Annotated in this window: 26 protein-coding genes and 1 other annotated feature; all 26 genes read left to right on the top strand. The window is 40.4% G+C overall.

The genetic code is table 11. The features are described 5' to 3' along the window. The first annotated feature begins 26 nt into the window (after positions 1-26). The gene (gene nusG / locus AC3EMB_RS00600; protein WP_000415794.1) at positions 27-560 is read left to right on the top strand and encodes a transcription termination/antitermination protein NusG; all 534 of its coding nucleotides are present in this window, start codon (positions 27-29) and stop codon (positions 558-560) included. 167 nt (positions 561-727) lie between these two features. Further along, positions 728-1,153: a 50S ribosomal protein L11 gene (gene rplK / locus AC3EMB_RS00605; protein WP_001085872.1), complete on the top strand. Its 426-nt coding sequence runs from the start codon at positions 728-730 to the stop codon at positions 1,151-1,153. 176 nt (positions 1,154-1,329) lie between these two features. Then, positions 1,330-2,022, top strand: coding sequence for a 50S ribosomal protein L1 (rplA, locus tag AC3EMB_RS00610; protein ID WP_002094239.1), 693 nt, complete (start codon positions 1,330-1,332; stop codon positions 2,020-2,022). Positions 2,023-2,071: 49 nt separating this feature from the next. Further along, positions 2,072-2,215, top strand: a sequence feature (ribosomal protein L10 leader region). A gap of 39 nt (positions 2,216-2,254) precedes the next feature. Continuing rightward, on the top strand, positions 2,255-2,755 hold the full coding sequence (gene rplJ, locus AC3EMB_RS00615) for a 50S ribosomal protein L10 (protein ID WP_000048718.1): 501 nt from the start codon (positions 2,255-2,257) through the stop codon (positions 2,753-2,755). Between the two features lie 67 nt (positions 2,756-2,822). Further along, a complete protein-coding gene (rplL, locus tag AC3EMB_RS00620) occupies positions 2,823-3,182 on the top strand; it encodes a 50S ribosomal protein L7/L12 (RefSeq protein ID WP_000159737.1) in 360 nt (119 codons plus the stop codon). Positions 3,183-3,258: 76 nt separating this feature from the next. Continuing rightward, entirely contained in the window at positions 3,259-3,858 is a 600-nt protein-coding gene (locus AC3EMB_RS00625) for a class I SAM-dependent methyltransferase (protein WP_064531899.1), read from the top strand. A gap of 291 nt (positions 3,859-4,149) precedes the next feature. Beyond that, positions 4,150-7,683: a DNA-directed RNA polymerase subunit beta gene (rpoB, locus tag AC3EMB_RS00630; protein ID WP_000147553.1), complete on the top strand. Its 3,534-nt coding sequence runs from the start codon at positions 4,150-4,152 to the stop codon at positions 7,681-7,683. Positions 7,684-7,720: 37 nt separating this feature from the next. Then, complete coding sequence (gene rpoC / locus AC3EMB_RS00635) at positions 7,721-11,332, top strand: DNA-directed RNA polymerase subunit beta' (RefSeq protein ID WP_000567943.1); 3,612 nt, start codon at positions 7,721-7,723, stop codon at positions 11,330-11,332. A 113-nt stretch (positions 11,333-11,445) separates the two neighbouring features. After that, entirely contained in the window at positions 11,446-11,694 is a 249-nt protein-coding gene (locus AC3EMB_RS00640; protein ID WP_000121833.1) for a 50S ribosomal protein L7ae-like protein, read from the top strand. 114 nt (positions 11,695-11,808) lie between these two features. Beyond that, positions 11,809-12,231, top strand: a complete 423-nt coding sequence (rpsL, locus tag AC3EMB_RS00645; RefSeq protein ID WP_001142341.1) for a 30S ribosomal protein S12 — start codon at positions 11,809-11,811, stop codon at positions 12,229-12,231. Positions 12,232-12,260: 29 nt separating this feature from the next. Then, positions 12,261-12,731 (top strand): 30S ribosomal protein S7, encoded by a 471-nt coding sequence (gene rpsG, locus AC3EMB_RS00650; protein WP_001137492.1) that lies wholly within the window; start codon positions 12,261-12,263, stop codon positions 12,729-12,731. A gap of 205 nt (positions 12,732-12,936) precedes the next feature. Further along, positions 12,937-15,015, top strand: a complete 2,079-nt coding sequence (fusA, locus tag AC3EMB_RS00655) for an elongation factor G (protein WP_000196384.1) — start codon at positions 12,937-12,939, stop codon at positions 15,013-15,015. Between the two features lie 117 nt (positions 15,016-15,132). Next, positions 15,133-16,320 carry an elongation factor Tu gene (gene tuf, locus AC3EMB_RS00660; RefSeq protein ID WP_001029617.1) on the top strand — a complete coding sequence of 396 codons (1,188 nt, stop codon included), beginning with the start codon at positions 15,133-15,135 and terminating at the stop codon, positions 16,318-16,320. A gap of 398 nt (positions 16,321-16,718) precedes the next feature. Further along, positions 16,719-17,027, top strand: coding sequence for a 30S ribosomal protein S10 (gene rpsJ / locus AC3EMB_RS00665; protein WP_001040595.1), 309 nt, complete (start codon positions 16,719-16,721; stop codon positions 17,025-17,027). A gap of 34 nt (positions 17,028-17,061) precedes the next feature. Then, positions 17,062-17,694 (top strand): 50S ribosomal protein L3, encoded by a 633-nt coding sequence (gene rplC, locus AC3EMB_RS00670; RefSeq protein WP_000160209.1) that lies wholly within the window; start codon positions 17,062-17,064, stop codon positions 17,692-17,694. Between the two features lie 25 nt (positions 17,695-17,719). Then, positions 17,720-18,343, top strand: a complete 624-nt coding sequence (gene rplD / locus AC3EMB_RS00675) for a 50S ribosomal protein L4 (protein ID WP_001127258.1) — start codon at positions 17,720-17,722, stop codon at positions 18,341-18,343. After that, positions 18,343-18,633 (top strand): 50S ribosomal protein L23, encoded by a 291-nt coding sequence (rplW, locus tag AC3EMB_RS00680; RefSeq protein ID WP_488517398.1) that lies wholly within the window; start codon positions 18,343-18,345, stop codon positions 18,631-18,633. The genes rplD and rplW overlap by 1 nt, the downstream gene beginning before the upstream one ends. A gap of 28 nt (positions 18,634-18,661) precedes the next feature. Next, entirely contained in the window at positions 18,662-19,492 is an 831-nt protein-coding gene (rplB, locus tag AC3EMB_RS00685; protein WP_000511583.1) for a 50S ribosomal protein L2, read from the top strand. Positions 19,493-19,552: 60 nt separating this feature from the next. Next, complete coding sequence (gene rpsS, locus AC3EMB_RS00690; RefSeq protein WP_000124454.1) at positions 19,553-19,831, top strand: 30S ribosomal protein S19; 279 nt, start codon at positions 19,553-19,555, stop codon at positions 19,829-19,831. Between the two features lie 17 nt (positions 19,832-19,848). Further along, on the top strand, positions 19,849-20,190 hold the full coding sequence (rplV, locus tag AC3EMB_RS00695; protein ID WP_001148024.1) for a 50S ribosomal protein L22: 342 nt from the start codon (positions 19,849-19,851) through the stop codon (positions 20,188-20,190). Positions 20,191-20,193: 3 nt separating this feature from the next. Continuing rightward, complete coding sequence (rpsC, locus tag AC3EMB_RS00700; protein WP_000529956.1) at positions 20,194-20,853, top strand: 30S ribosomal protein S3; 660 nt, start codon at positions 20,194-20,196, stop codon at positions 20,851-20,853. 1 nt (position 20,854) lies between these two features. Beyond that, a complete protein-coding gene (rplP, locus tag AC3EMB_RS00705; protein ID WP_000928971.1) occupies positions 20,855-21,289 on the top strand; it encodes a 50S ribosomal protein L16 in 435 nt (144 codons plus the stop codon). Continuing rightward, complete coding sequence (gene rpmC, locus AC3EMB_RS00710) at positions 21,279-21,479, top strand: 50S ribosomal protein L29 (RefSeq protein ID WP_000855718.1); 201 nt, start codon at positions 21,279-21,281, stop codon at positions 21,477-21,479. Before rplP ends, rpmC begins: the two co-directional genes overlap by 11 nt. 20 nt (positions 21,480-21,499) lie before the next feature. Next, positions 21,500-21,763, top strand: coding sequence for a 30S ribosomal protein S17 (gene rpsQ, locus AC3EMB_RS00715; RefSeq protein ID WP_000004106.1), 264 nt, complete (start codon positions 21,500-21,502; stop codon positions 21,761-21,763). A gap of 43 nt (positions 21,764-21,806) precedes the next feature. Further along, positions 21,807-22,175: a 50S ribosomal protein L14 gene (gene rplN, locus AC3EMB_RS00720; protein WP_000615912.1), complete on the top strand. Its 369-nt coding sequence runs from the start codon at positions 21,807-21,809 to the stop codon at positions 22,173-22,175. A gap of 38 nt (positions 22,176-22,213) precedes the next feature. Further along, on the top strand, positions 22,214-22,525 hold the full coding sequence (rplX, locus tag AC3EMB_RS00725) for a 50S ribosomal protein L24 (RefSeq protein WP_000558200.1): 312 nt from the start codon (positions 22,214-22,216) through the stop codon (positions 22,523-22,525). The last annotated feature ends 14 nt before the right edge of the window (positions 22,526-22,539 follow it).

Here is a 22,539-nt window from a genome sequence, read left to right on the forward strand (position 1 = left end):
GAGGGAAGGACGCTCGTCCTAAATGAATGGAAAAAAGTTGGTATGTTGTCCATACTTATTCTGGATATGAAAATAAAGTAAAAGCAAACCTAGAGAAGCGTGTAGAATCAATGGGTATGCAAGATAAAATTTTCCGTGTTGTTGTCCCGGAAGAAGTAGAAGTAGAAATGAAAAACGGAAAAGAAAAATTAATGAAAAGAAAAGTGTTCCCAGGTTATGTATTAGTAGAATTAATCATGACTGATGATTCTTGGTATGTTGTACGTAACACGCCGGGTGTAACTGGGTTCGTTGGTTCTTCTGGTTCTGGATCTAAACCATCACCTCTATTAGAAGAGGAAGTTGTTACCATTATGAAACATATGGGAATGGACAACGAAGTGGTTGATTTCGACTTTGAACTTCATGAGACAGTACGTGTAAATGAGGGGCCATTCGCAGATTATACAGGTGCTATTGAAGAAATTGATGTGGAGAAGAAAAAGGTTAGCGTACTTGTGGACATGTTTGGTCGCGAGACTCCAGTTGAACTTGACTTCCATCAAATTGAAAAATTATAAAATGAAACTTGAAATGAATTGTAAAAAGTGATAATATCTTTTAAGTCAGTACGTCTTCGTTATCGGAGACGTTTTTTGAAAGATTTTATCCTTACAGATAAAATATGACGTGGGAGGGCAAATCACTGTCCAATTGACCACATCACGGACTTAAGGAGGTGTGTCTCGTGGCTAAAAAGGTAATTAAAATGGTAAAGCTTCAAATTCCTGCAGGTAAAGCTAACCCAGCTCCACCAGTTGGTCCAGCATTAGGACAAGCAGGTGTTAACATCATGGGCTTCTGTAAAGAGTTTAACGCTCGTACAGCAGATCAAGCTGGTCTTATCATCCCTGTTGAAATTACGGTATTTGAGGACCGTTCATTCACTTTCATTACTAAAACTCCTCCTGCTGCTGTTCTTCTTAAGAAAGTAGCTGGTATTGAGTCTGGTTCTGGTGAACCAAACCGTAATAAAGTGGCAACTGTTAAGCGTGATAAAGTACGCGAAATCGCTGAAACTAAAATGCCTGACCTAAACGCTGCTAGCGTAGAAGCTGCAATGCGTATGGTTGAAGGTACTGCACGCAGTATGGGCATCGTTATCGAAGACTAATTCGATTTGTTTTTAAAAAAGGTTGCGGGTCTGGAATTCCAATTCGCAACCTTTATTATCGTAAATGATTATTGTTTTTAAATAAATGGATGGCGCTCATCCTCAGGTTATACCTGAAAACAGGCGTAAACGTGGGAGGTTATTCCGCTAAAACCACATTCGAGGAGGAAATAAAAATGGCTAAAAGAGGTAAAAAGTACGTAGAAGCTGCAAAGCTTGTTGATCGTGCATCTGCTTACTCTGCAACAGAAGCAGTAGAATTAGTAAAGAAAACAAACACAGCTAAATTTGATGCAACTGTAGAAGCTGCATTCCGTTTAGGTGTTGACCCTAAGAAAGCTGACCAACAAATCCGTGGTGCAGTTGTTCTTCCACACGGTACTGGTAAAGTACAACGTGTATTAGTGTTCGCTAAAGGTGAAAAAGCTAAAGAAGCTGAAGCTGCTGGCGCTGACTTCGTAGGCGATACTGATTACATCGGTAAAATCCAACAAGGTTGGTTCGATTTCGATGTAGTAGTAGCAACTCCTGACATGATGGGTGAAGTTGGTAAACTTGGTCGCGTATTAGGACCTAAAGGTTTAATGCCAAACCCTAAAACTGGAACAGTTACTTTCGATGTAACTAAAGCTGTTAACGAAATCAAAGCTGGTAAAGTTGAATACCGCGTTGATAAAGCTGGTAACATCCACGTTCCAATCGGTAAAGTATCTTTCGAAGATGCTAAATTAGTAGAAAACTTCAAAACAATCGCTGACACTTTATTAAAAGTTAAGCCATCTGCTGCAAAAGGTACTTACATGAAGAACGTAACAGTTGCTTCTACAATGGGACCTGGCGTACGCGTAGACGTTTCTACATTAGCGTAAAAATTGGAAGTTGACTTCATAAAGAAGATTTAATATAATCATTTATGTTGTGAATTTAAATAGTGTACCGTAGACAGTAGGTGTCGATAGACTTAATTTCCTACCTAGGTGTTAATATACGAAACGGAATTTTTTTCTGTGACTATATGCCTCCATGTCTACAAGTTGGGCATGGAGGTTTTTAGTGCACTTTCGGTACATCTTCTATATAATCTACAGGAGGTGTAATAACATGAGCAAAGTAATCGAAACTAAACAACAAGTTGTAACTGAAATCGCGGACAAACTTCGTGCTAGTAAATCTACAATTGTTGTTGACTACCGTGGTTTAACAGTTTCTGAAGCAACAGAATTACGTAAGCAATTACGTGAAGCTGGCGTTGAGTTCAAAGTTTACAAAAACTCTCTAACTCGTCGTGCTGCAGAATCTGCTGAAATGGCTGAGTTAAACGAATTCTTAACAGGACCAAACGCAATCGCGTTCAGTAACGAGGATGTAGTTGCTCCTGCGAAAGTATTAAACGACTTCGCTACAAAACATGAAGCTTTAGAAATTAAAGCGGGCGTAATCGAAGGTAAACTTGTAACACTTGATGAGGTTAAAGCAATCGCTACTCTTCCATCACGTGAAGGCTTACTTTCTATGCTTCTTAGCGTTCTTCAAGCTCCAATCCGTAACCTTGCACTTGCTACTAAAGCAGTTGCAGAACAAAAGGAAGAGCAAGGCGCTTAATTTTTTAAAAGATAATTACTTGTTATCTATAAAACAATACAAACCTATTTAAGGGAGGATATTTACAATGACTAAAGAACAAATCATTGAAGCAGTTAAATCTATGACTGTATTAGAACTTAACGACTTAGTAAAAGCTATCGAGGAAGAATTCGGCGTAACTGCTGCTGCTCCTGTAGCTGTAGCTGGTGGCGCTGGTGAAGCTGCTGCTGAAAAAACTGAGTTTGACGTAGTACTTGCAAGTGCTGGCGCTCAAAAAATCAAAGTTATCAAAGCTGTACGTGAAATCACTGGTCTTGGCTTAAAAGAAGCTAAAGAATTAGTTGACAACACTCCAAAAGCAATCAAAGAAGGCGTTTCTAAAGAGGAAGCTGAAGAAATGAAAGCTAAACTTGAAGAAGTTGGCGCTGCTGTAGAAGTTAAGTAATTAACTTTTGATGCTTTAAAAAAAGCTCGCTCTCATGCGAGCTTTTTTTTTAACTGTAAAGAAAAGAGGTGGCCATATGGCAGACCATTATTTTTCTAACGACCCTTCTAGTAAAAGTGATCGTAAACGATGGGAATTTCCACTTCGTGGATCTCAATTTACTTTTTTATCTGACCATGGGGTGTTTTCGAAAAACGAGGTGGACTTTGGTTCTCGTCTTTTAATTGAAGCGTTTCAAATGCCGGATATAAAAGGTGATATATTAGACGTAGGTTGTGGATACGGTCCTATTGGTTTGTCGTTAGCGAAAGAGTTTCAAGGTTGTGAAGTTCACATGGTGGATGTGAATGAAAGGGCGCTTGGGCTTGCGAAAGAAAATGCCGCTAATAACAGAATCGAGAATATACGTATTTTTCAAAGTAGCGTCTATGAAAATGTAGATGGCGAGTATGCTGCTATTCTATCTAACCCTCCAATTCGTGCGGGTAAAGATATCGTACATGAGATTTTAGAAAAAGCTGTGGATTATTTAGTTCCAGGTGGAGAACTTTGGATTGTTATTCAAAAGAAGCAAGGTGCACCATCTGCGCTGAAAAAACTAGAAGAAGTATTTTCTGAAGTTGAGATTGTAGAAAAGAAAAAAGGATATTATATCATAAAATCAAAAAAACGTTGACGGTTATTTTTGGCTATGTTAACATTATACAATGCCAATATATGATTTTCTGCGTTGAGAAAGATGTATATTTTTGTTTCTCTTGGAAAAGATAGTAAAATCAGCAGATTATGAAACAGAATGATGGTTTTCTTATAGAAGCCATTTTTCTTTTTTGAGCAGGTAGAAAGACTCAACGTATTTATCTTTAAGAGAAAAAGACTACGCTAATAGCAGTAGTTGTATTTATTTGTGATTTTGCACAAATTTTTTTGTGCATTTATAATACTCATGATTTGAGGGGTGAAGCAGTTGACAGGTCAACTAGTTCAATACGGACGCCACCGCCAACGAAGAAGTTATGCCCGTATTAGTGAAGTATTAGAGTTACCAAATCTTATCGAAATTCAAACCTCTTCTTATCAGTGGTTTCTTGATGAGGGTTTGCGAGAAATGTTCCAAGACATTTCTCCGATTGAAGACTTTACGGGAAATCTATCGCTTGAATTTATCGACTACAGCTTAGGTGAACCTAAATACTCTGTAGACGAATGCAAAGAGCGTGATGTGACGTATGCAGCACCACTTCGTGTAAAAGTGCGTCTAATCAACAAGGAAACTGGTGAAGTAAAAGAACAAGATGTGTTCATGGGAGATTTCCCACTCATGACAGAGACTGGAACATTCGTAATTAACGGTGCAGAACGTGTTATCGTTTCCCAGTTAGTTCGCTCTCCAAGCGTATACTATAGTGGCAAAGTGGATAAAAACGGAAAACGTGGTTTTACTGCTACTGTAATTCCAAACCGCGGAGCTTGGTTAGAGTATGAGACAGATGCTAAGGATGTTGTATATGTGCGTATTGACCGTACGCGTAAACTTCCTGTAACTGTTTTGTTACGCGCATTAGGGTTTGGCTCTGATCAAGAAATCACCGAGCTTTTAGGTGATAACGAATACTTAAGCAACACATTAGAAAAAGACAACACAGATAGTACAGAAAAAGCATTGCTTGAAATTTATGAGCGTCTACGTCCTGGTGAACCACCAACAGTAGAAAATGCTAAGAGCTTACTTGTGTCTCGTTTCTTCGATCCAAAGCGCTACGATTTAGCAAATGTAGGTCGCTATAAGATCAACAAGAAGTTACACATTAAAAACAGATTGTTTAATCAACGTTTAGCTGAAACATTAGTGGATCCAGAAACTGGTGAAATTTTAGCGGCAGAAGGAACAATCTTAGATCGTCGTACACTTGATCGCATTTTACCTTACTTAGAGAAAAACATTGGATTCAAAACAGCGAAACCAATGGGTGGAGTGGTAGAAGGCGATGTTGAGCTGCAATCTATTAAGATTTATGCTCCTGAGTCGGAAGGCGAACGTGTAATTAATGTAATTGGTAATGCAAATATTACTCGTGATGTGAAACACATCACACCAGGTGATATCCTTGCTTCTATCAGTTACTTCTTCAACCTACTATACAAAGTAGGGGATACAGATGATATTGACCATTTAGGAAACCGTCGTCTGCGTTCTGTTGGAGAACTATTACAAAATCAATTCCGTATCGGTCTTTCTCGTATGGAACGTGTTGTTCGTGAGAGAATGTCGATCCAAGATACAAATGCAATTACACCACAGGCGCTAATTAATATTCGTCCTGTTATTGCATCTATTAAAGAGTTCTTCGGAAGTTCTCAGTTATCTCAGTTCATGGACCAAACAAATCCATTAGCAGAGTTAACTCACAAACGAAGACTATCTGCATTAGGACCTGGTGGTTTAACGCGTGAGCGCGCAGGCTTTGAAGTACGTGACGTTCATTACTCCCACTACGGTCGTATGTGTCCGATTGAAACACCAGAGGGACCAAACATCGGTTTGATTAACTCATTATCTTCGTTCGCGAAAGTAAATGAGTTTGGTTTCATTGAAACACCATATCGTCGTGTTGACCCAGAAACTGGTCTTGTAACAGGGCATGTTGATTATTTAACAGCAGATGAAGAAGATAACTATGTTGTAGCCCAAGCGAATATGAAATTATCTGATGAAGGTGAATTCCTAAGTGAAGATATCGTAGCTCGTTTCCGTGGTGAAAACATTGTCACAAATAGAGAACGCATCGACTACATGGATGTATCTCCAAAACAAGTAGTGTCGGCAGCGACAGCTTGTATTCCGTTCTTAGAAAACGATGACTCTAACCGCGCACTTATGGGAGCGAACATGCAACGTCAGGCGGTTCCGTTAATGAATCCGGAATCTCCGATTGTAGGTACAGGTATGGAGTACGTATCAGCAAAAGACTCAGGTGCTGCAGTAATCTGTAAACATCCTGGTGTTGTTGAGCGCGTAGAAGCACGTGAAGTTTGGGTACGTCGCTATGTAGAAGTTGACGGTCAAACAGTAAAAGGCGACTTAGATCGCTACAAAATGCAAAAATTCATTCGTTCTAACCAAGGAACTTGTTACAACCAACGTCCAATCGTAAGTGTTGGAAATGAAGTTGTAAAAGGTGAAATCCTTGCGGATGGTCCTTCTATGGAATTAGGTGAACTAGCACTTGGACGTAACGTGCTTGTTGGCTTCATGACTTGGGACGGTTATAACTACGAGGATGCGATCATCATGAGTGAGCGCCTTGTAAAAGATGATGTGTACACTTCTATTCATATTGAAGAATATGAATCAGAAGCTCGTGATACGAAGCTTGGACCAGAAGAAATTACACGTGACATTCCAAACGTTGGGGAAGACGCATTACGTAACCTTGACGAGCGCGGTATCATTCGCGTTGGTGCTGAAGTAAAAGATGGAGATTTACTTGTTGGTAAAGTAACACCTAAAGGTGTAACAGAATTAACAGCTGAAGAACGTCTATTACATGCTATCTTTGGAGAAAAAGCGCGTGAAGTACGTGATACATCACTACGTGTACCACACGGTGGTGGCGGTATTATCTTAGACGTAAAAGTATTCAACCGTGAAGATGGCGATGAATTGCCACCAGGCGTGAATCAACTTGTACGTGCATATATCGTTCAAAAACGTAAAATTTCTGAAGGTGACAAGATGGCCGGACGTCACGGTAACAAAGGTGTTATTTCTCGTATTTTACCAGAAGAAGATATGCCTTACTTACCAGACGGTACGCCAATCGATATCATGTTAAACCCATTAGGGGTACCATCTCGTATGAATATCGGTCAGGTATTAGAGCTTCATCTTGGTATGGCAGCAAGATACCTGGGCATTCACATTGCAACACCAGTATTCGATGGTGCTCGTGAGGAAGATGTTTGGGGCACAATTGAAGAAGCTGGTATGGCAAATGACGCGAAAACAATCCTGTATGACGGACGTACTGGTGAACCATTCGATAACCGCGTATCTGTTGGTGTCATGTATATGATCAAACTTGCGCACATGGTTGACGATAAACTTCATGCTCGTTCTACTGGACCATACTCACTTGTAACGCAGCAACCTCTTGGAGGTAAAGCTCAGTTCGGTGGACAGCGTTTCGGTGAGATGGAGGTTTGGGCACTTGAAGCTTACGGTGCTGCTTATACTCTTCAAGAAATCTTAACAGTGAAGTCTGATGATGTTGTTGGACGTGTTAAGACTTATGAAGCAATTGTTAAAGGCGAAAATGTTCCAGAACCAGGCGTTCCTGAATCATTCAAAGTATTGATTAAAGAGCTGCAAAGTTTAGGTATGGACGTTAAAATGATGTCTAGCGACGATACAGAAATTGAAATGCGTGATACAGAAGATGACGATGATCATCAATCAGCAGATAAATTGAATGTCGAAGTTGAGACAACTAAGGAATAATTGGGATAACCTGTAGACTAAAAGGGAGGTAGGCCCCTTGATAGATGTAAATAACTTTGAATATATGAAGATTGGACTTGCTTCACCTGACAAGATTCGTTCTTGGTCATACGGTGAAGTTAAGAAACCAGAAACTATTAACTATCGTACGTTAAAGCCTGAAAAAGATGGCTTGTTCTGTGAGCGTATTTTCGGACCACAAAAGGACTGGGAATGTCATTGCGGAAAATACAAACGTGTACGTTATAAAGGTGTAGTTTGTGATCGATGTGGTGTTGAAGTAACGCGTGCAAAAGTACGTCGTGAACGTATGGGTCATATTGAATTAGCTGCTCCTGTATCTCATATTTGGTATTTCAAAGGTATCCCGAGCCGCATGGGACTTGTCTTAGACATGTCCCCTCGCGCGCTTGAAGAAGTAATTTATTTCGCTTCTTATGTTGTAACAGAAAGTGGAGATACACCACTTGATAAGAAGCAATTACTTTCTGAAAAAGAATACCGTGCATATCGTGATCGATATGGTAGCACATTCCAAGCTGCTATGGGTGCAGAAGCGATTAAAAAGCTACTACAAGACATTGATTTAGATAAAGAAGTAGACTTCTTAAAAGAAGAATTAAAAACAGCACAAGGACAACGCCGTACTCGTGCTATTAAACGTCTAGAAGTATTAGAAGCATTCCGTAACTCTGGAAATGAACCATCTTGGATGATCTTAGATGTTCTACCAGTTATCCCACCAGAACTACGCCCAATGGTACAGTTAGATGGTGGACGTTTTGCTACTTCTGACTTAAACGACTTATATCGTCGTGTAATTAACCGTAACAACCGTTTAAAACGTCTATTGGACCTAGGTGCTCCAAGCATCATCGTTCAAAACGAAAAACGTATGTTACAAGAAGCTGTAGATGCATTAATTGATAATGGTCGTCGTGGCCGTCCAGTAACTGGACCAGGTAACCGTCCATTAAAATCACTATCTCACATGCTTAAAGGTAAACAAGGACGTTTCCGTCAAAACTTATTAGGTAAACGTGTTGACTACTCTGGCCGTTCTGTAATCGTTGTAGGACCGAACTTAAAGATGTACCAATGTGGATTACCGAAAGAAATGGCGCTTGAACTGTTCAAACCTTTTGTTATGAAAGAGTTAGTTGGAAAAGGGTTAGCACACAACATTAAGAGTGCGAAACGTAAAATTGAGCGTGTACACCCTGAAGTTTGGGACGTTTTAGAATCTGTGATTAAAGAACATCCAGTACTTCTAAACCGCGCACCAACACTTCACCGTCTTGGTATCCAGGCGTTTGAACCTACATTAGTAGAAGGTCGCGCAATTCGTCTTCACCCACTTGTATGTACTGCATACAACGCGGACTTTGACGGTGACCAAATGGCGGTTCACGTTCCGTTATCATCAGAGGCACAAGCAGAAGCTCGTATTCTTATGTTAGCGGCACAAAACATCTTGAATCCAAAAGACGGAAAACCAGTTGTTACTCCATCTCAGGATATGGTATTAGGTAACTACTACTTAACACTTGAGCGTGAAGGCGCAATCGGTGAAGGTATGGTCTTCAAAGATGCAAACGAAGCAATACTTGCATATCAAAATGGATATGTACATCTGCACACACGTGTTGCAGTTGCTGCAAGTTCAGTAAATAACGTAACGTTTACTGAAGAGCAAAAAGGTAAGCTTCTATTAACAACAGTTGGTAAATTAATATTTAACGAAATCTTACCAGAGTCGTTCCCTTATATTAATGAACCGACAAACTCAAACCTTGAAAAAGAAACACCAGCGGAATATTTCGTTGAAAAAGGTGCGAACATTAAAGAAATTATTGCTAGTCGCGAAGAAGTGGCGCCATTTAGCAAGAAGATCCTTGGTAACATCATTGCGGAAGTGTTCAAACGTTTCCAAATTACAGAAACGTCTCGCATGCTTGACCGTATGAAAAACTTAGGGTTCAAGTACTCTACAAAAGCTGGTATTACAGTTGGGGTATCTGACATTCTTGTATTAGGCGAAAAAGATGAAATTCTCCACGAAGCACAAGCAAAAGTAGATAATGTAATTAAACAATTCCGTCGTGGTTTAATCACGGAAGAAGAACGTTACGATCGCGTTATCTCTATTTGGAGTAATGCAAAAGATGTTATCCAAGGAAAACTGATGAAATCCTTGAATAAACGCAATCCAATCTTCATGATGAGTGACTCAGGTGCCCGTGGTAACGCATCTAACTTTACTCAGCTTGCTGGTATGCGTGGTCTGATGGCCAATCCATCTGGTCGTATCATCGAACTTCCAATCAAATCGAGTTTCCGTGAAGGTTTAACAGTACTTGAGTACTTCATCTCTACGCATGGTGCGCGTAAAGGTCTTGCCGATACAGCACTTAAAACTGCCGATTCTGGTTACTTAACACGTCGTCTTGTAGACGTTGCACAAGATGTAATTGTCCGTGAAGATGATTGTGGAACAGATCGTGGTCTATTAATTGGTGCGATTAAAGAGGGTAATGAAGTAATTGAGTCATTATATGATCGTCTTGTTGGACGTTTTGCAAGAAAAACTGTAAAACATCCTGAAACAGGTGAAGTATTAGTTAGTGAAAACCAATTAATTACTGAAGATATCGCTCATATCGTTGAAAATTCGGGTGTTGAAACTGTAAATATTCGTTCAGCGTTTACGTGTAATACTCGCCATGGTGTATGTAAGAAGTGTTACGGTCGTAACTTAGCAACTGGTACAGACGTAGAAGTAGGAGAAGCGGTAGGTATTATCGCAGCTCAATCTATCGGTGAGCCAGGTACACAGTTAACGATGCGTACATTCCATACAGGTGGGGTTGCCGGAGATGATATCACTCAAGGTTTACCTCGTATCCAAGAGATCTTCGAAGCTCGTAATCCGAAAGGTCAGGCAGTTATCAGTGAAATCGACGGTGTTATCGCAGCGATCAACGATGTTAAAGATCGCCAAGAAGTAGTTGTACAGGGTGAAGTTGAAGCTCGTACGTATGCTATTCCTTACGGTGCTCGTCTGAAAGTAACTCCAGGACAGCCAATTAGCCACGGTAAAGAGTTAACAGAAGGTTCTATTGATCCGAAAGAATTACTAAAAGTAACGGATATTACAGCAGTTCAAGAATACTTATTACGTGAAGTTCAAAAAGTATACCGTATGCAAGGGGTAGAAATTGGTGACAAACACGTAGAGGTAATGGTACGTCAAATGCTACGTAAAGTTCGTGTAAGTGATGCAGGTGAAACAGACGTATTACCAGGAACATTACTAGATATCCATCAGTTTACTGATGCGAATGCGAAGGTGTTACTGAAAGGTAAACAACCAGCGACAGCTAGACCTGTTCTACTTGGTATTACAAAAGCTTCACTTGAAACTGATTCATTCTTATCTGCAGCATCATTCCAAGAAACAACTCGTGTCTTAACTGATGCAGCAATTAAAGGTAAACGTGATGAGCTTCTAGGATTGAAAGAGAACGTTATTATCGGTAAACTTGTTCCTGCTGGAACAGGTATGAATCGTTATCGCAAAGTGGATCTTGTAAAAACAACACAAGATAACATGAATGTAGAAAACGATGAGATTTATGTGGAACAGTAAAATTTTCCGTCGTAAATTTTGTATAAAAACATCTAATCCTAGTTGACATTGTATGAGTCAAAATGTTACTATAATCAAGGTTGCTCCTGAACGATGCTTTGGAGGATATTTATATGTCTTATCAAAAAGTGTCAAATGCTGAAAATGTAGTCGTTGGTCATAAACGCACATTGGAAGCAATCAAAAATGGTATAGTTAAAGAAGTTGTTATTGCAGAAGATGCTGATGTGCGGTTAACCCATGTTATCATTCGCACTGCTTTGCAACATAACATACCCATAACAAAGGTTGAATCAGTTCGTAAGCTTGGAAAAGTTTCGGGGATTCAAGTGGGAGCTTCAGCAATAGGAATAATAAGTTAAAACTGTTTTTGTGAGGAGAGAGCATTTGCTCTTCCTTGCAAAAACTTTGTTTTCAACTAATAATGAACCACCTGGATATGTGGTCATACAAACATGCGAAGGGAGGATAATCAAATGCCTACTATTAACCAATTAGTGAGAAATGGTCGTACTGATAAAGTATGGAAATCTAAATCACCTGCGTTAAACAAAGGGTTTAACTCTTTAAAGAAAAAATCAACTGATATCTCTGCACCTCAAAAACGTGGTGTATGTACTCGTGTTGGTACAATGACTCCAAAGAAACCTAACTCAGCGTTACGTAAATACGCTCGTGTACGTTTAACAAACGGTATTGAAGTTACAGCTTACATCCCAGGTATCGGTCATAACTTACAAGAGCATAGCGTAGTATTAATTCGCGGTGGTCGAGTAAAGGATTTACCAGGGGTACGTTACCACATCGTTCGTGGAGCGCTTGATACAGCTGGTGTTGACAAACGTATGCAAGGACGTTCTAAATATGGTACTAAGCGACCAAAACCTGCTAAAAAATAATAAACTTATAATGAAAGGAGGAACTCAATATGCCTCGTAAAGGACCTGTTGCGAAACGTGACGTGTTACCAGATCCAATGTACAATTCTAAGCTAGTAACACGCCTTATCAACAAAATGATGGTTGACGGTAAAAAAGGTAAATCTCAAACAATTCTTTATAACGCTTTCGATATCGTTCGTGAACGTTCAGATAAAGAACCAATGGAAGTATTCGAGCAAGCTCTTAAGAACATCATGCCTGTTCTTGAAGTACGCGCTCGTCGTGTTGGTGGTGCTAACTACCAAGTTCCAGTTGAGGTTCGTCCAGAACGCCGTACAACTTTAGGTCTTCGCTGGTTAGTAAACTATGCTCGTCTTCGTGGTGAAAAAACTATGGAAGAGCGTCTAGCTTACGAAATCTTAGATGCAGCTAACAACGCTGGTGCATCTGTTAAGAAACGTGAAGACACTCATAAAATGGCAGAAGCTAACAAAGCATTTGCTCATTACCGTTGGTAGGATTCAACGTAAAATAAATGTATGCATAAACCGCTTTATTTGTCGCTTATGGAAGTGTGGAGAGGGAGAATGCCTCTCCCTTTCGTTGGGCGCTCGTTTTACATAATGAGGGTACTGGACACTGGCATATGTAACAATATAAAGTGGCTTTTTTGCTACTTAAAATAAAAAATCCAATCCATATATGGAAGGAGCAAGACACCAAATGACAAGAGAGTTCTCTTTAGAAAACACTCGTAATATTGGTATCATGGCTCACATCGATGCTGGTAAAACAACAGCAACTGAGCGTATTCTGTATTACACAGGACGTATTCATAAAATCGGTGAAACTCATGAAGGTGCATCTCAGATGGACTGGATGGAGCAAGAGCAAGAGCGTGGTATCACAATTACTTCTGCTGCAACTACAGCTCAATGGAAAGGTCACCGTGTAAACATCATTGATACTCCAGGACACGTAGACTTCACAGTAGAAGTAGAACGTTCTTTACGCGTACTTGATGGTGCGGTAGCAGTACTTGATGCACAATCTGGTGTAGAACCACAAACAGAAACTGTTTGGCGTCAGGCTACTACTTACGGTGTACCTCGTATCGTATTCGTTAACAAAATGGATAAGATCGGTGCAGATTTCTTATACTCTGTAGGAACAATCCACGATCGTTTACAAGCAAACGCACATCCAATTCAGTTACCAATCGGTGCTGAAGATGAGTTCAATGGTATCATTGACCTTGTTGAAGAGTGTGCTTACATGTACGGTAACGATTTAGGAACAGACATCGAGCGTGTCGAAATTCCTGAAGAGCACAAAGAACTAGCTGAAGAATACCGTGGAAAGCTTATTGAAGCGGTAGCTGAGCTTGATGAAGAAATGATGATGAAGTACCTAGAAGGTGAAGAAATCACTGTAGAAGAGCTTAAAGCTGGTATCCGTAAGGCTACAACTTCTGTAGAATTCTTCCCAGTAATCTGTGGTTCTGCATTCAAAAACAAAGGTGTTCAAATTCTGTTAGACGCAGTTATCGACTACCTACCATCTCCATTAGATGTACCTGCGATTAAAGGTACTCTTCCGGATACAGATGAAGAAGTAGAACGTAAGTCTAGCGATGAAGAACCATTCGCAGCTTTAGCATTCAAAATCATGACTGACCCTTATGTTGGTAAGTTAACGTTCTTCCGTGTGTACTCTGGTGTGTTAAACTCTGGATCATACGTGAAAAACTCAACTAAAGGTAAGCGTGAGCGTGTAGGACGTATCCTACAAATGCACGCTAACAGCCGTGAAGAGATTTCAACAGTTTACGCTGGTGATATCGCTGCTGCTGTAGGTTTAAAAGATACTACTACTGGTGATACTCTTTGTGACGAGAAGAGCCTTGTTATCCTTGAGTCTATGGAATTCCCAGAGCCAGTTATCTCTGTAGCTATCGAACCAAAATCTAAAGCTGACCAAGATAAAATGGGTACAGCATTATCTAAGCTTTCTGAAGAAGATCCAACATTCCGTGCTCACACTGACCAAGAAACTGGCCAAACTATCATCGCTGGTATGGGTGAACTTCACCTTGATATCATCGTTGACCGTATGCGCCGTGAATTCAAAGTCGAAGCAAACGTTGGTGCTCCTCAGGTAGCATACCGTGAAACTTTCCGCGCTGCTGCGAAAGTTGAAGGTAAGTTTGCTCGTCAATCTGGTGGACGTGGACAATTCGGTCACGTTTGGATTGAGTTTGCACCTAACGAAGAAGGTAAAGGATTTGAATTCGAAAACAAAATCGTCGGCGGTGTAGTTCCACGTGAATACATCCCAGCTGTTGGAGCGGGTCTTGAAGACTCACTTAAAAATGGTGTACTAGCTGGTTACCCACTAGTTGACATTAAAGCAGCATTAGTTGACGGTTCTTACCATGATGTCGATTCATCTGAGATGGCGTTCAAAATCGCTGCATCTATGGCACTTAAAGCTGCGGTTTCTAAATGTAACCCAGTAATCCTTGAGCCAATGATGAAAGTAGAAGTTGTAATTCCTGAAGAGTACATGGGAGACATCATGGGTGACGTAACATCTCGTCGTGGACGTGTAGAAGGTATGGAAGCTCGCGGTAACGCACAAGTTGTTCGCGCTATGGTTCCACTTTCTGAAATGTTCGGTTATGCGACAGCATTACGTTCTAACACTCAAGGACGCGGAACATTCTCAATGACATTTGATCATTATGAAGAAGTACCGAAGTCTGTTTCAGAAGAAATTATTAAAAAAAATAAAGGCGAATAATTGATTTTTATCAATTGTTCGAGTATAACTACTTATGTAAGCTTAGAAAGTGGGACGTAAGTTTCGCTTTCTAGTCTAAATATAAAATAACCTATATAAACTAAGGAGGAATTTAGAATGGCTAAAGCTAAATTCGAACGTTCTAAACCCCATGTTAACATCGGTACAATCGGCCACGTTGACCATGGTAAAACTACATTAACTGCTGCGATCACTACAGTTCTTGCAAAAGCTGGTGGTGCTGAAGCACGCGGATACGATCAAATCGACGCTGCTCCAGAAGAAAGAGAGCGCGGAATCACAATCTCAACTGCACACGTTGAGTACGAAACTGAAACTCGTCACTATGCACACGTTGACTGCCCAGGTCACGCTGACTATGTTAAAAACATGATCACTGGTGCTGCTCAAATGGACGGCGGTATCTTAGTAGTATCTGCTGCTGATGGCCCAATGCCTCAAACACGTGAGCACATCCTTCTTTCTCGTCAAGTAGGTGTTCCTTACATCGTTGTATTCTTAAACAAATGCGACATGGTAGACGACGAAGAATTATTAGAATTAGTAGAAATGGAAGTTCGTGACCTATTATCTGAATACGGATTCCCAGGCGACGACATTCCTGTAATCAAAGGTTCTGCTCTTAAAGCTCTTCAAGGAGAAGCTGATTGGGAAGCAAAAATCATTGAATTAATGACTGAAGTTGATGCTTACATCCCAACTCCAGAACGTGAAACTGACAAACCATTCTTAATGCCTATCGAGGATGTATTCTCTATCACAGGTCGTGGTACAGTTGCAACTGGTCGTGTAGAGCGCGGAATCGTTAAAGTTGGTGACGTAGTAGAAATCATCGGTCTTGCTGAAGAGAATGCTTCTACAACTGTAACTGGTGTAGAAATGTTCCGTAAACTTCTTGACCAAGCTCAAGCTGGAGACAACATCGGTGCTCTTCTTCGTGGGGTTGCTCGTGAAGACATCCAACGTGGACAAGTTCTTGCTAAAACTGGCTCTGTAAAAGCACACGCTAAATTCAAAGCTGAAGTTTTCGTATTATCTAAAGAAGAAGGTGGACGTCACACTCCATTCTTCGCTAACTACCGTCCTCAGTTCTACTTCCGTACAACTGACGTAACTGGTATCATCCAATTACCAGAAGGTACTGAAATGGTAATGCCTGGTGACAACATCGAAATGACTATCGAACTTATCGCTCCAATCGCTATCGAAGAGGGAACTAAATTCTCTATTCGTGAAGGTGGACGTACAGTAGGTTACGGTGTAGTTGCTACTATCGTTGAGTAATCTTAGCTGATATAAAAAAACCTAAGGGATTTTCCCTTAGGTTTTTTGTTTGCGTTTATATAAAGAAGAAGAGTGTGTATTTTGTTTTGACGAGTTTCTTCTATAGTAATATAAAAACAATAAAAGATAATCCAGAAACTGTAAAACGAATTCTGTTAGATGAAAACTTGAAATTCTTTAAAGTGCCATGTATAATAGCAAAAGTAGAGAAAAGCAGATGCAAACAAAAAGATGCTTGCATCTAGACGAATAACATTGTATAATAGACAATGTTGGTCTTTGACTGCGATGAAGTGGAAGGTTGCTGACACACCCGGCCGCTTTGCCATGGCATGGTGTGGGGAAATTTCCATGGAGAAGGTCTATTTTAGAAATAGGCGAACGAAGGAGGGAAAATAATGGCAAAAGAAAAAATTCGTATCCGTTTAAAAGCTTATGATCACCGTATTCTTGATCAATCAGCTGAGAAAATTGTAGAAACAGCTAAGCGTTCTGGGGCAACAGTTTCTGGTCCGATCCCATTACCAACTGAGAAGACTATTTACACAATTCTTCGTGCTGTTCATAAGTACAAAGATTCTCGTGAGCAATTCGAAATGCGCACACACAAACGTTTAATCGATATCGTGAGTCCTACTCCACAAACAGTAGATTCATTAATGCGTTTAGACTTACCGTCTGGTGTAGATATCGAAATCAAACTATAAATTATATAACTTAAAAATGTAGGAGGTGTAACTCATGACCAAAGGAATCTTAGGAAGAAAGATCGGTATGACTCAAGTATTTGCTGAGAACGGTGAGTTAATCCCAGTAACAGTTATCGCTGCTAATCCAAACGTTGTTCTTCAAAAGAAAACAACTGAAACTGATGGCTACAATGCAATCCAGTTAGGATTTGAAGATAAACGTGAAAAGTTAACTAACAAACCTGAACAAGGCCACACTGCTAAAGCATCTACAACTCCTAAGCGCTTCATTCGCGAAATCCGCGATGCAGACGTGGACGGATTAGAGGTTGGTCAAGAGGTAAAAGTTGAAGTTTTCGCTGCAGGTGAAATCGTTGACGTAACAGGAATTTCTAAAGGTAAAGGTTTCCAAGGTGTTATCAAACGCCACGGACAATCTCGCGGACCTATGTCTCATGGTTCTCGCTATCACCGTCGTCCAGGTTCAATGGGCCCAGTTGCTCCGAACCGTGTATTCAAAGGCAAAAAACTTGCTGGACGTATGGGTGGAGACCAAGTTACTATCCAAAACTTAGAAATCGTTCAAGTTGACACTGAGCGCAACTTATTACTAGTAAAAGGTAACGTTCCAGGTGCTAAGAAATCTCTTGTAGTTGTTCAAGGCGCTGTGAAGGTTAGCAAATAATTCACAATAGGAAGGAGGAATTCCAATGCCAAAAGTTACTGTATATAACCAAACTGGTTCACAGGTTGGTGAAATCGAATTAGCTGAAGCTATTTTCGGTATCGAACCAAATGAAGCTGTACTTTTCGAAGCTGTAATGATGCAACGTGCATCTTTACGTCAAGGTACACACAAAGTAAAAACTCGCTCTGAAGTTCGCGGTGGTGGTCGTAAACCATGGCGTCAAAAAGGAACTGGACGTGCTCGTCAAGGGTCTATCCGCTCTCCTCAATGGCGTGGTGGTGGTACGGTATTCGGACCTACACCAAGAAGCTATGCGTACAAACTTCCTAAGAAAGTTCGTCGTTTAGCAATTAAATCTGCATTAGCTACTAAAGTAGTTGAGAACAACATTGTAGTTCTTGAAGACCTAGTGTTAAATGCACCAAAAACAAAAGACATGCTAGCAGTACTTAAAGGATTAACTGTTGAGAAGAAAGCTCTTATCGTAACTGCTGATGCAAACGAATCTGTAGAGTTATCTGCTCGCAATATCCCTGGAGTAACAGTAATCACTGCTGATGGCGTAAACGTTTTAGACGTGCTTCATCATGATAAGCTAATCATGACAAAAGCGGCAGTGGAAAAAGTAGAGGAGGTGCTTGCATAATGAGAGATCCTCGTGATATCATTAAGCGCCCAGTTATCACTGAACGTTCTATGGAAATGATGGCTGAAAAAAAATACACGTTCGATGTGGACGTTAAATCTAATAAAACAGAAGTTAAAGATGCTCTTGAAGCGATCTTTGGTGTTAAAGTAGAAAAAGTGAACATCATGAACTACAAGCCGAAAGCAAAACGCGTTGGTCGTCACGCTGGTTTTACTAGCCGTCGTCGTAAAGCAATCGTTAAGCTAACTGCTGACAGCAAAGAAATCGAAATCTTCCAAGGCATTTAATTCTTACTAAAGAAGGAGGGAAATTGAGATGGGAATTAAAAAGTATAATCCAACTACTAACGGTCGTCGTAATATGACTACGAATGATTTCGCTGAAATCACGACTGACAGACCCGAAAAGTCATTACTTGCTCCTTTAAGCAAGAAGGCTGGTCGTAATAACCAAGGTAAAATTACTGTACGTCATCAAGGTGGCGGACATAAGCGTCAATACCGTATCATCGACTTTAAGCGTAACAAAGATGGAATTCCAGGACGCGTTGCTACGATCGAATACGATCCAAACCGCTCTGCGAATATCGCATTAATTAACTACGTTGACGGTGAAAAACGTTACATTCTTGCTCCTAAATCTTTAGAAGTAGGTATGGAAGTTATGTCTGGCCCAGAAGCTGACATCAAAATCGGTAACGCATTACCATTAATCAACATTCCAGTAGGTACTGTTGTTCATAACATCGAGCTTAAGCCTGGTCGTGGCGGACAATTAGTTCGTTCTGCTGGTACATCTGCTCAAGTACTTGGTAAAGAAGGTAAATACGTACTTGTACGTTTAACTTCTGGTGAAGTACGTCTTGTATTATCTGCTTGTCGCGCTTCAATCGGTCAAGTAGGTAACGAACAACACGAACTTATCAAAATCGGTAAAGCAGGTCGCTCTCGCTGGTTAGGTAAACGCCCAACAGTTCGTGGTTCTGTAATGAACCCGGTTGATCACCCACACGGTGGTGGTGAAGGACGTTCTCCAATCGGACGTAAGTCTCCAATGTCTCCATGGGGTAAACCAACTCTTGGATTCAAGACTCGTAAGAAAAACAAAGCGTCTGACAAATTCATCGTTCGTCGTCGTAAAAAATAATGGGATTGTAGTACGGTTCATTTCTAGAACCGTACGCCAATCACGAAGGGAGGCACCAAAATGGCTCGTAGCTTAAAAAAAGGACCATTTGTCGATGATCACTTAATGAGCAAAATGGAAAAATTAGTTGCATCTGAGCAAAAACAAGTTGTTAAAACTTGGTCTCGCCGTTCAACAATCTTCCCTCAGTTCATCGGACACACAATCGCTGTATATGATGGTCGTAAACACGTACCTGTGTACATCACTGAGGATATGGTTGGCCATAAGTTAGGTGAATTCGCACCAACTCGTACGTATAAAGGTCACCTTGCTGACGATAAGAAAACTAGAAGATAATGAGAGGAGGCACTTCAATGCAAGCTAAAGCAGTAGCGAGAACAGTTCGTATTGCTCCTCGTAAAGTTCGTTTAGTAGTAGACTTAATCCGAGGTAAGCAAGTGGGTGAAGCGATTGCTATCCTTAACCACACACCAAAAACTGCTTCTCCAGTTGTAGAAAAAGTTTTAAAATCTGCAATCGCAAATGCAGAGCACAATTATGAGATGGACATTAACAACCTAGTTGTTGAAAAAGTCTTCGTTGACGAAGGTCCAACGTTGAAACGTTTCCGTCCACGTGCAATGGGTCGTGCAAGCCAAATTAACAAACGCACAAGCCACATTACAGTTGTGGTATCAGAAAAGAAGGAGGGATAATCGATGGGTCAAAAGGTTAATCCAATTGGTCTTCGTGTCGGTGTTATCCGTGACTGGGAATCTCGTTGGTTCGCTGAGAAAGATTACGCTACATTATTACATGAAGACATCAAAATCCGTGAGTACATTAATGTACGCTTAAAAGATTCTGCTGTTGCTAAAGTAGAAATCGAACGTGCAGCAAATCGTGTAAATGTTACAATTCACACTGCAAAACCTGGTATGGTAATTGGTAAAGGTGGTACTGAAGTTGAAGCACTTCGTAAAGCTCTTAACCAATTAACAGGCAAGCGTGTACACATCAACATTTTAGAAGTTAAGAGAGCTGATCTTAACGCTAAATTAGTAGGCGAAAACATCGCTCGTCAATTAGAAAACCGTGTATCATTCCGTCGTGCACAAAAGCAAGTTATTCAACGTGCTATGCGTGCAGGTGCTAAAGGTATTAAAACACAGGTTTCTGGTCGTCTTGGCGGAGCTGATATCGCTCGTGCAGAATCTTACAGTGAAGGAACTGTTCCACTTCATACACTTCGCGCTGATATTGACTATGCAGCAGTTGAAGCTGATACAACATACGGTAAATTAGGCGTAAAAGTATGGATCTACCGTGGAGAAGTCCTTCCTACAAAAAAGAAAGCTTCTGAGGAAGGAGGAAAATAATATGTTAATGCCAAAACGCGTAAAATATCGTAGAGAGCATCGTGGTAAAATGCGTGGTCGTGCTAAAGGTGGAACTGAAGTTGCTTTCGGTGAATTCGGTTTACAAGCACAAGCTGCTTCATGGATTACAAACCGTCAAATCGAAGCTGCTCGTCGTGCAATGACTCGTTACATGAAACGTGGCGGTAAAGTATGGATTAAAATTTTCCCTTCTAAACCTTACACTGCAAAACCTCTAGAAGTACGTATGGGTTCCGGTAAAGGGGCACCAGAAGGCTGGGTAGCAGTAGTAAAACCTGGGAAAATTATGTTCGAAATCGCGGGTGTATCTGAAGAGGTAGCACGCGAAGCATTACGTCTTGCAGCTCACAAGTTACCTGTGAAATGTAAATTCGTAAAACGTGAAGAAAATGGTGGTGAATCTAATGAAAACTAATGATATTCGTGAATTAACCACTGCCGAAATCGAAACAAAAGTTAAAGCTTTAAAGGAAGAGTTGTTTAATCTTCGCTTCCAACTTGCTACAGGACAATTAGAGAATCCAACTCGCATTCGTGAAGTGCGTAAAGCAATTGCTCGTATGAAAACTGTAGTTCGTGAAAGAGAGATCGGAATTAATCGATAAATTGAGGGGAGGTTTGCATAGTGAGCGAACGTAACCAACGCAAAGTTTATACTGGTCGTGTAGTGTCTGACAAAATGGACAAAACGATTACAGTTTTAGTTGAAACTTACAAAACTCATTCCTTGTACGGAAAACGTGTTAAGTATTCTAAGAAGTACAAAGCCCATGATGAGCAAAACCAAGCGAAACTTGGCGATATCGTTAAAATCATGGAAACTCGCCCGCTTTCTGCTACTAAGCGTTTCCGTTTAGTTGAAATCGTTGAAGAAGCGGTTATTATCTAAATAGACGAATCGGAATTTTTAGTCCGAAGGGAGGTTTCATAACATGATCCAACAAGAATCTCGTTTGAAAGTTGCTGACAACTCTGGTGCACGTGAACTTTTAACAATTAAAGTATTAGGCGGCTCTGGTCGTAAATATGCTAACATTGGTGACATTATCGTTGCTACGGTAAAACAAGCAACACCAGGTGGCGTTGTTAAAAAAGGTGACGTTGTTAAAGCAGTAGTAGTACGTACGAAGAGCGGAGCTCGTCGTCCGGACGGTTCTTACATCAAATTTGATGAAAACGCAGCGGTTATCATTAAAGACGATAAGAGCCCACGTGGTACTCGTATCTTCGGACCAGTAGCTCGTGAATTACGTGATAGCAACTTCATGAAGATCGTTTCTTTAGCTCCAGAAGTTCTATAATTTAAGGTATTGCCTTGCTAAGGAGGTGCAGAATTAAGATGCATGTAAAAAAAGGTGATAAAGTACAGGTAATCACTGGTAAAGACAAAGGAAAACAAGGCGTTATCCTTGTGGCTTTCCCAAAGCAAAACCGTGTTATCGTTGAGGGTGTCAATATCGTTAAGAAGCACTCTAAGCCATCTCAATTAAATCCACAAGGTGGAATTATTACTAAAGAAGCACCTATTCACGTTTCTAACGTTATGATTTTAGATCCGAAAACAGGTGAACCTACTCGTGTAGGCTTCAAAGTAGAAGATGGTAAAAAAGTTCGTATTGCAAAAAAATCTGGTGAATTATTAGATAAATAATTTTCTTAAGAAAG

The organism is Bacillus sp. LQ16, from assembly GCF_057784645.1.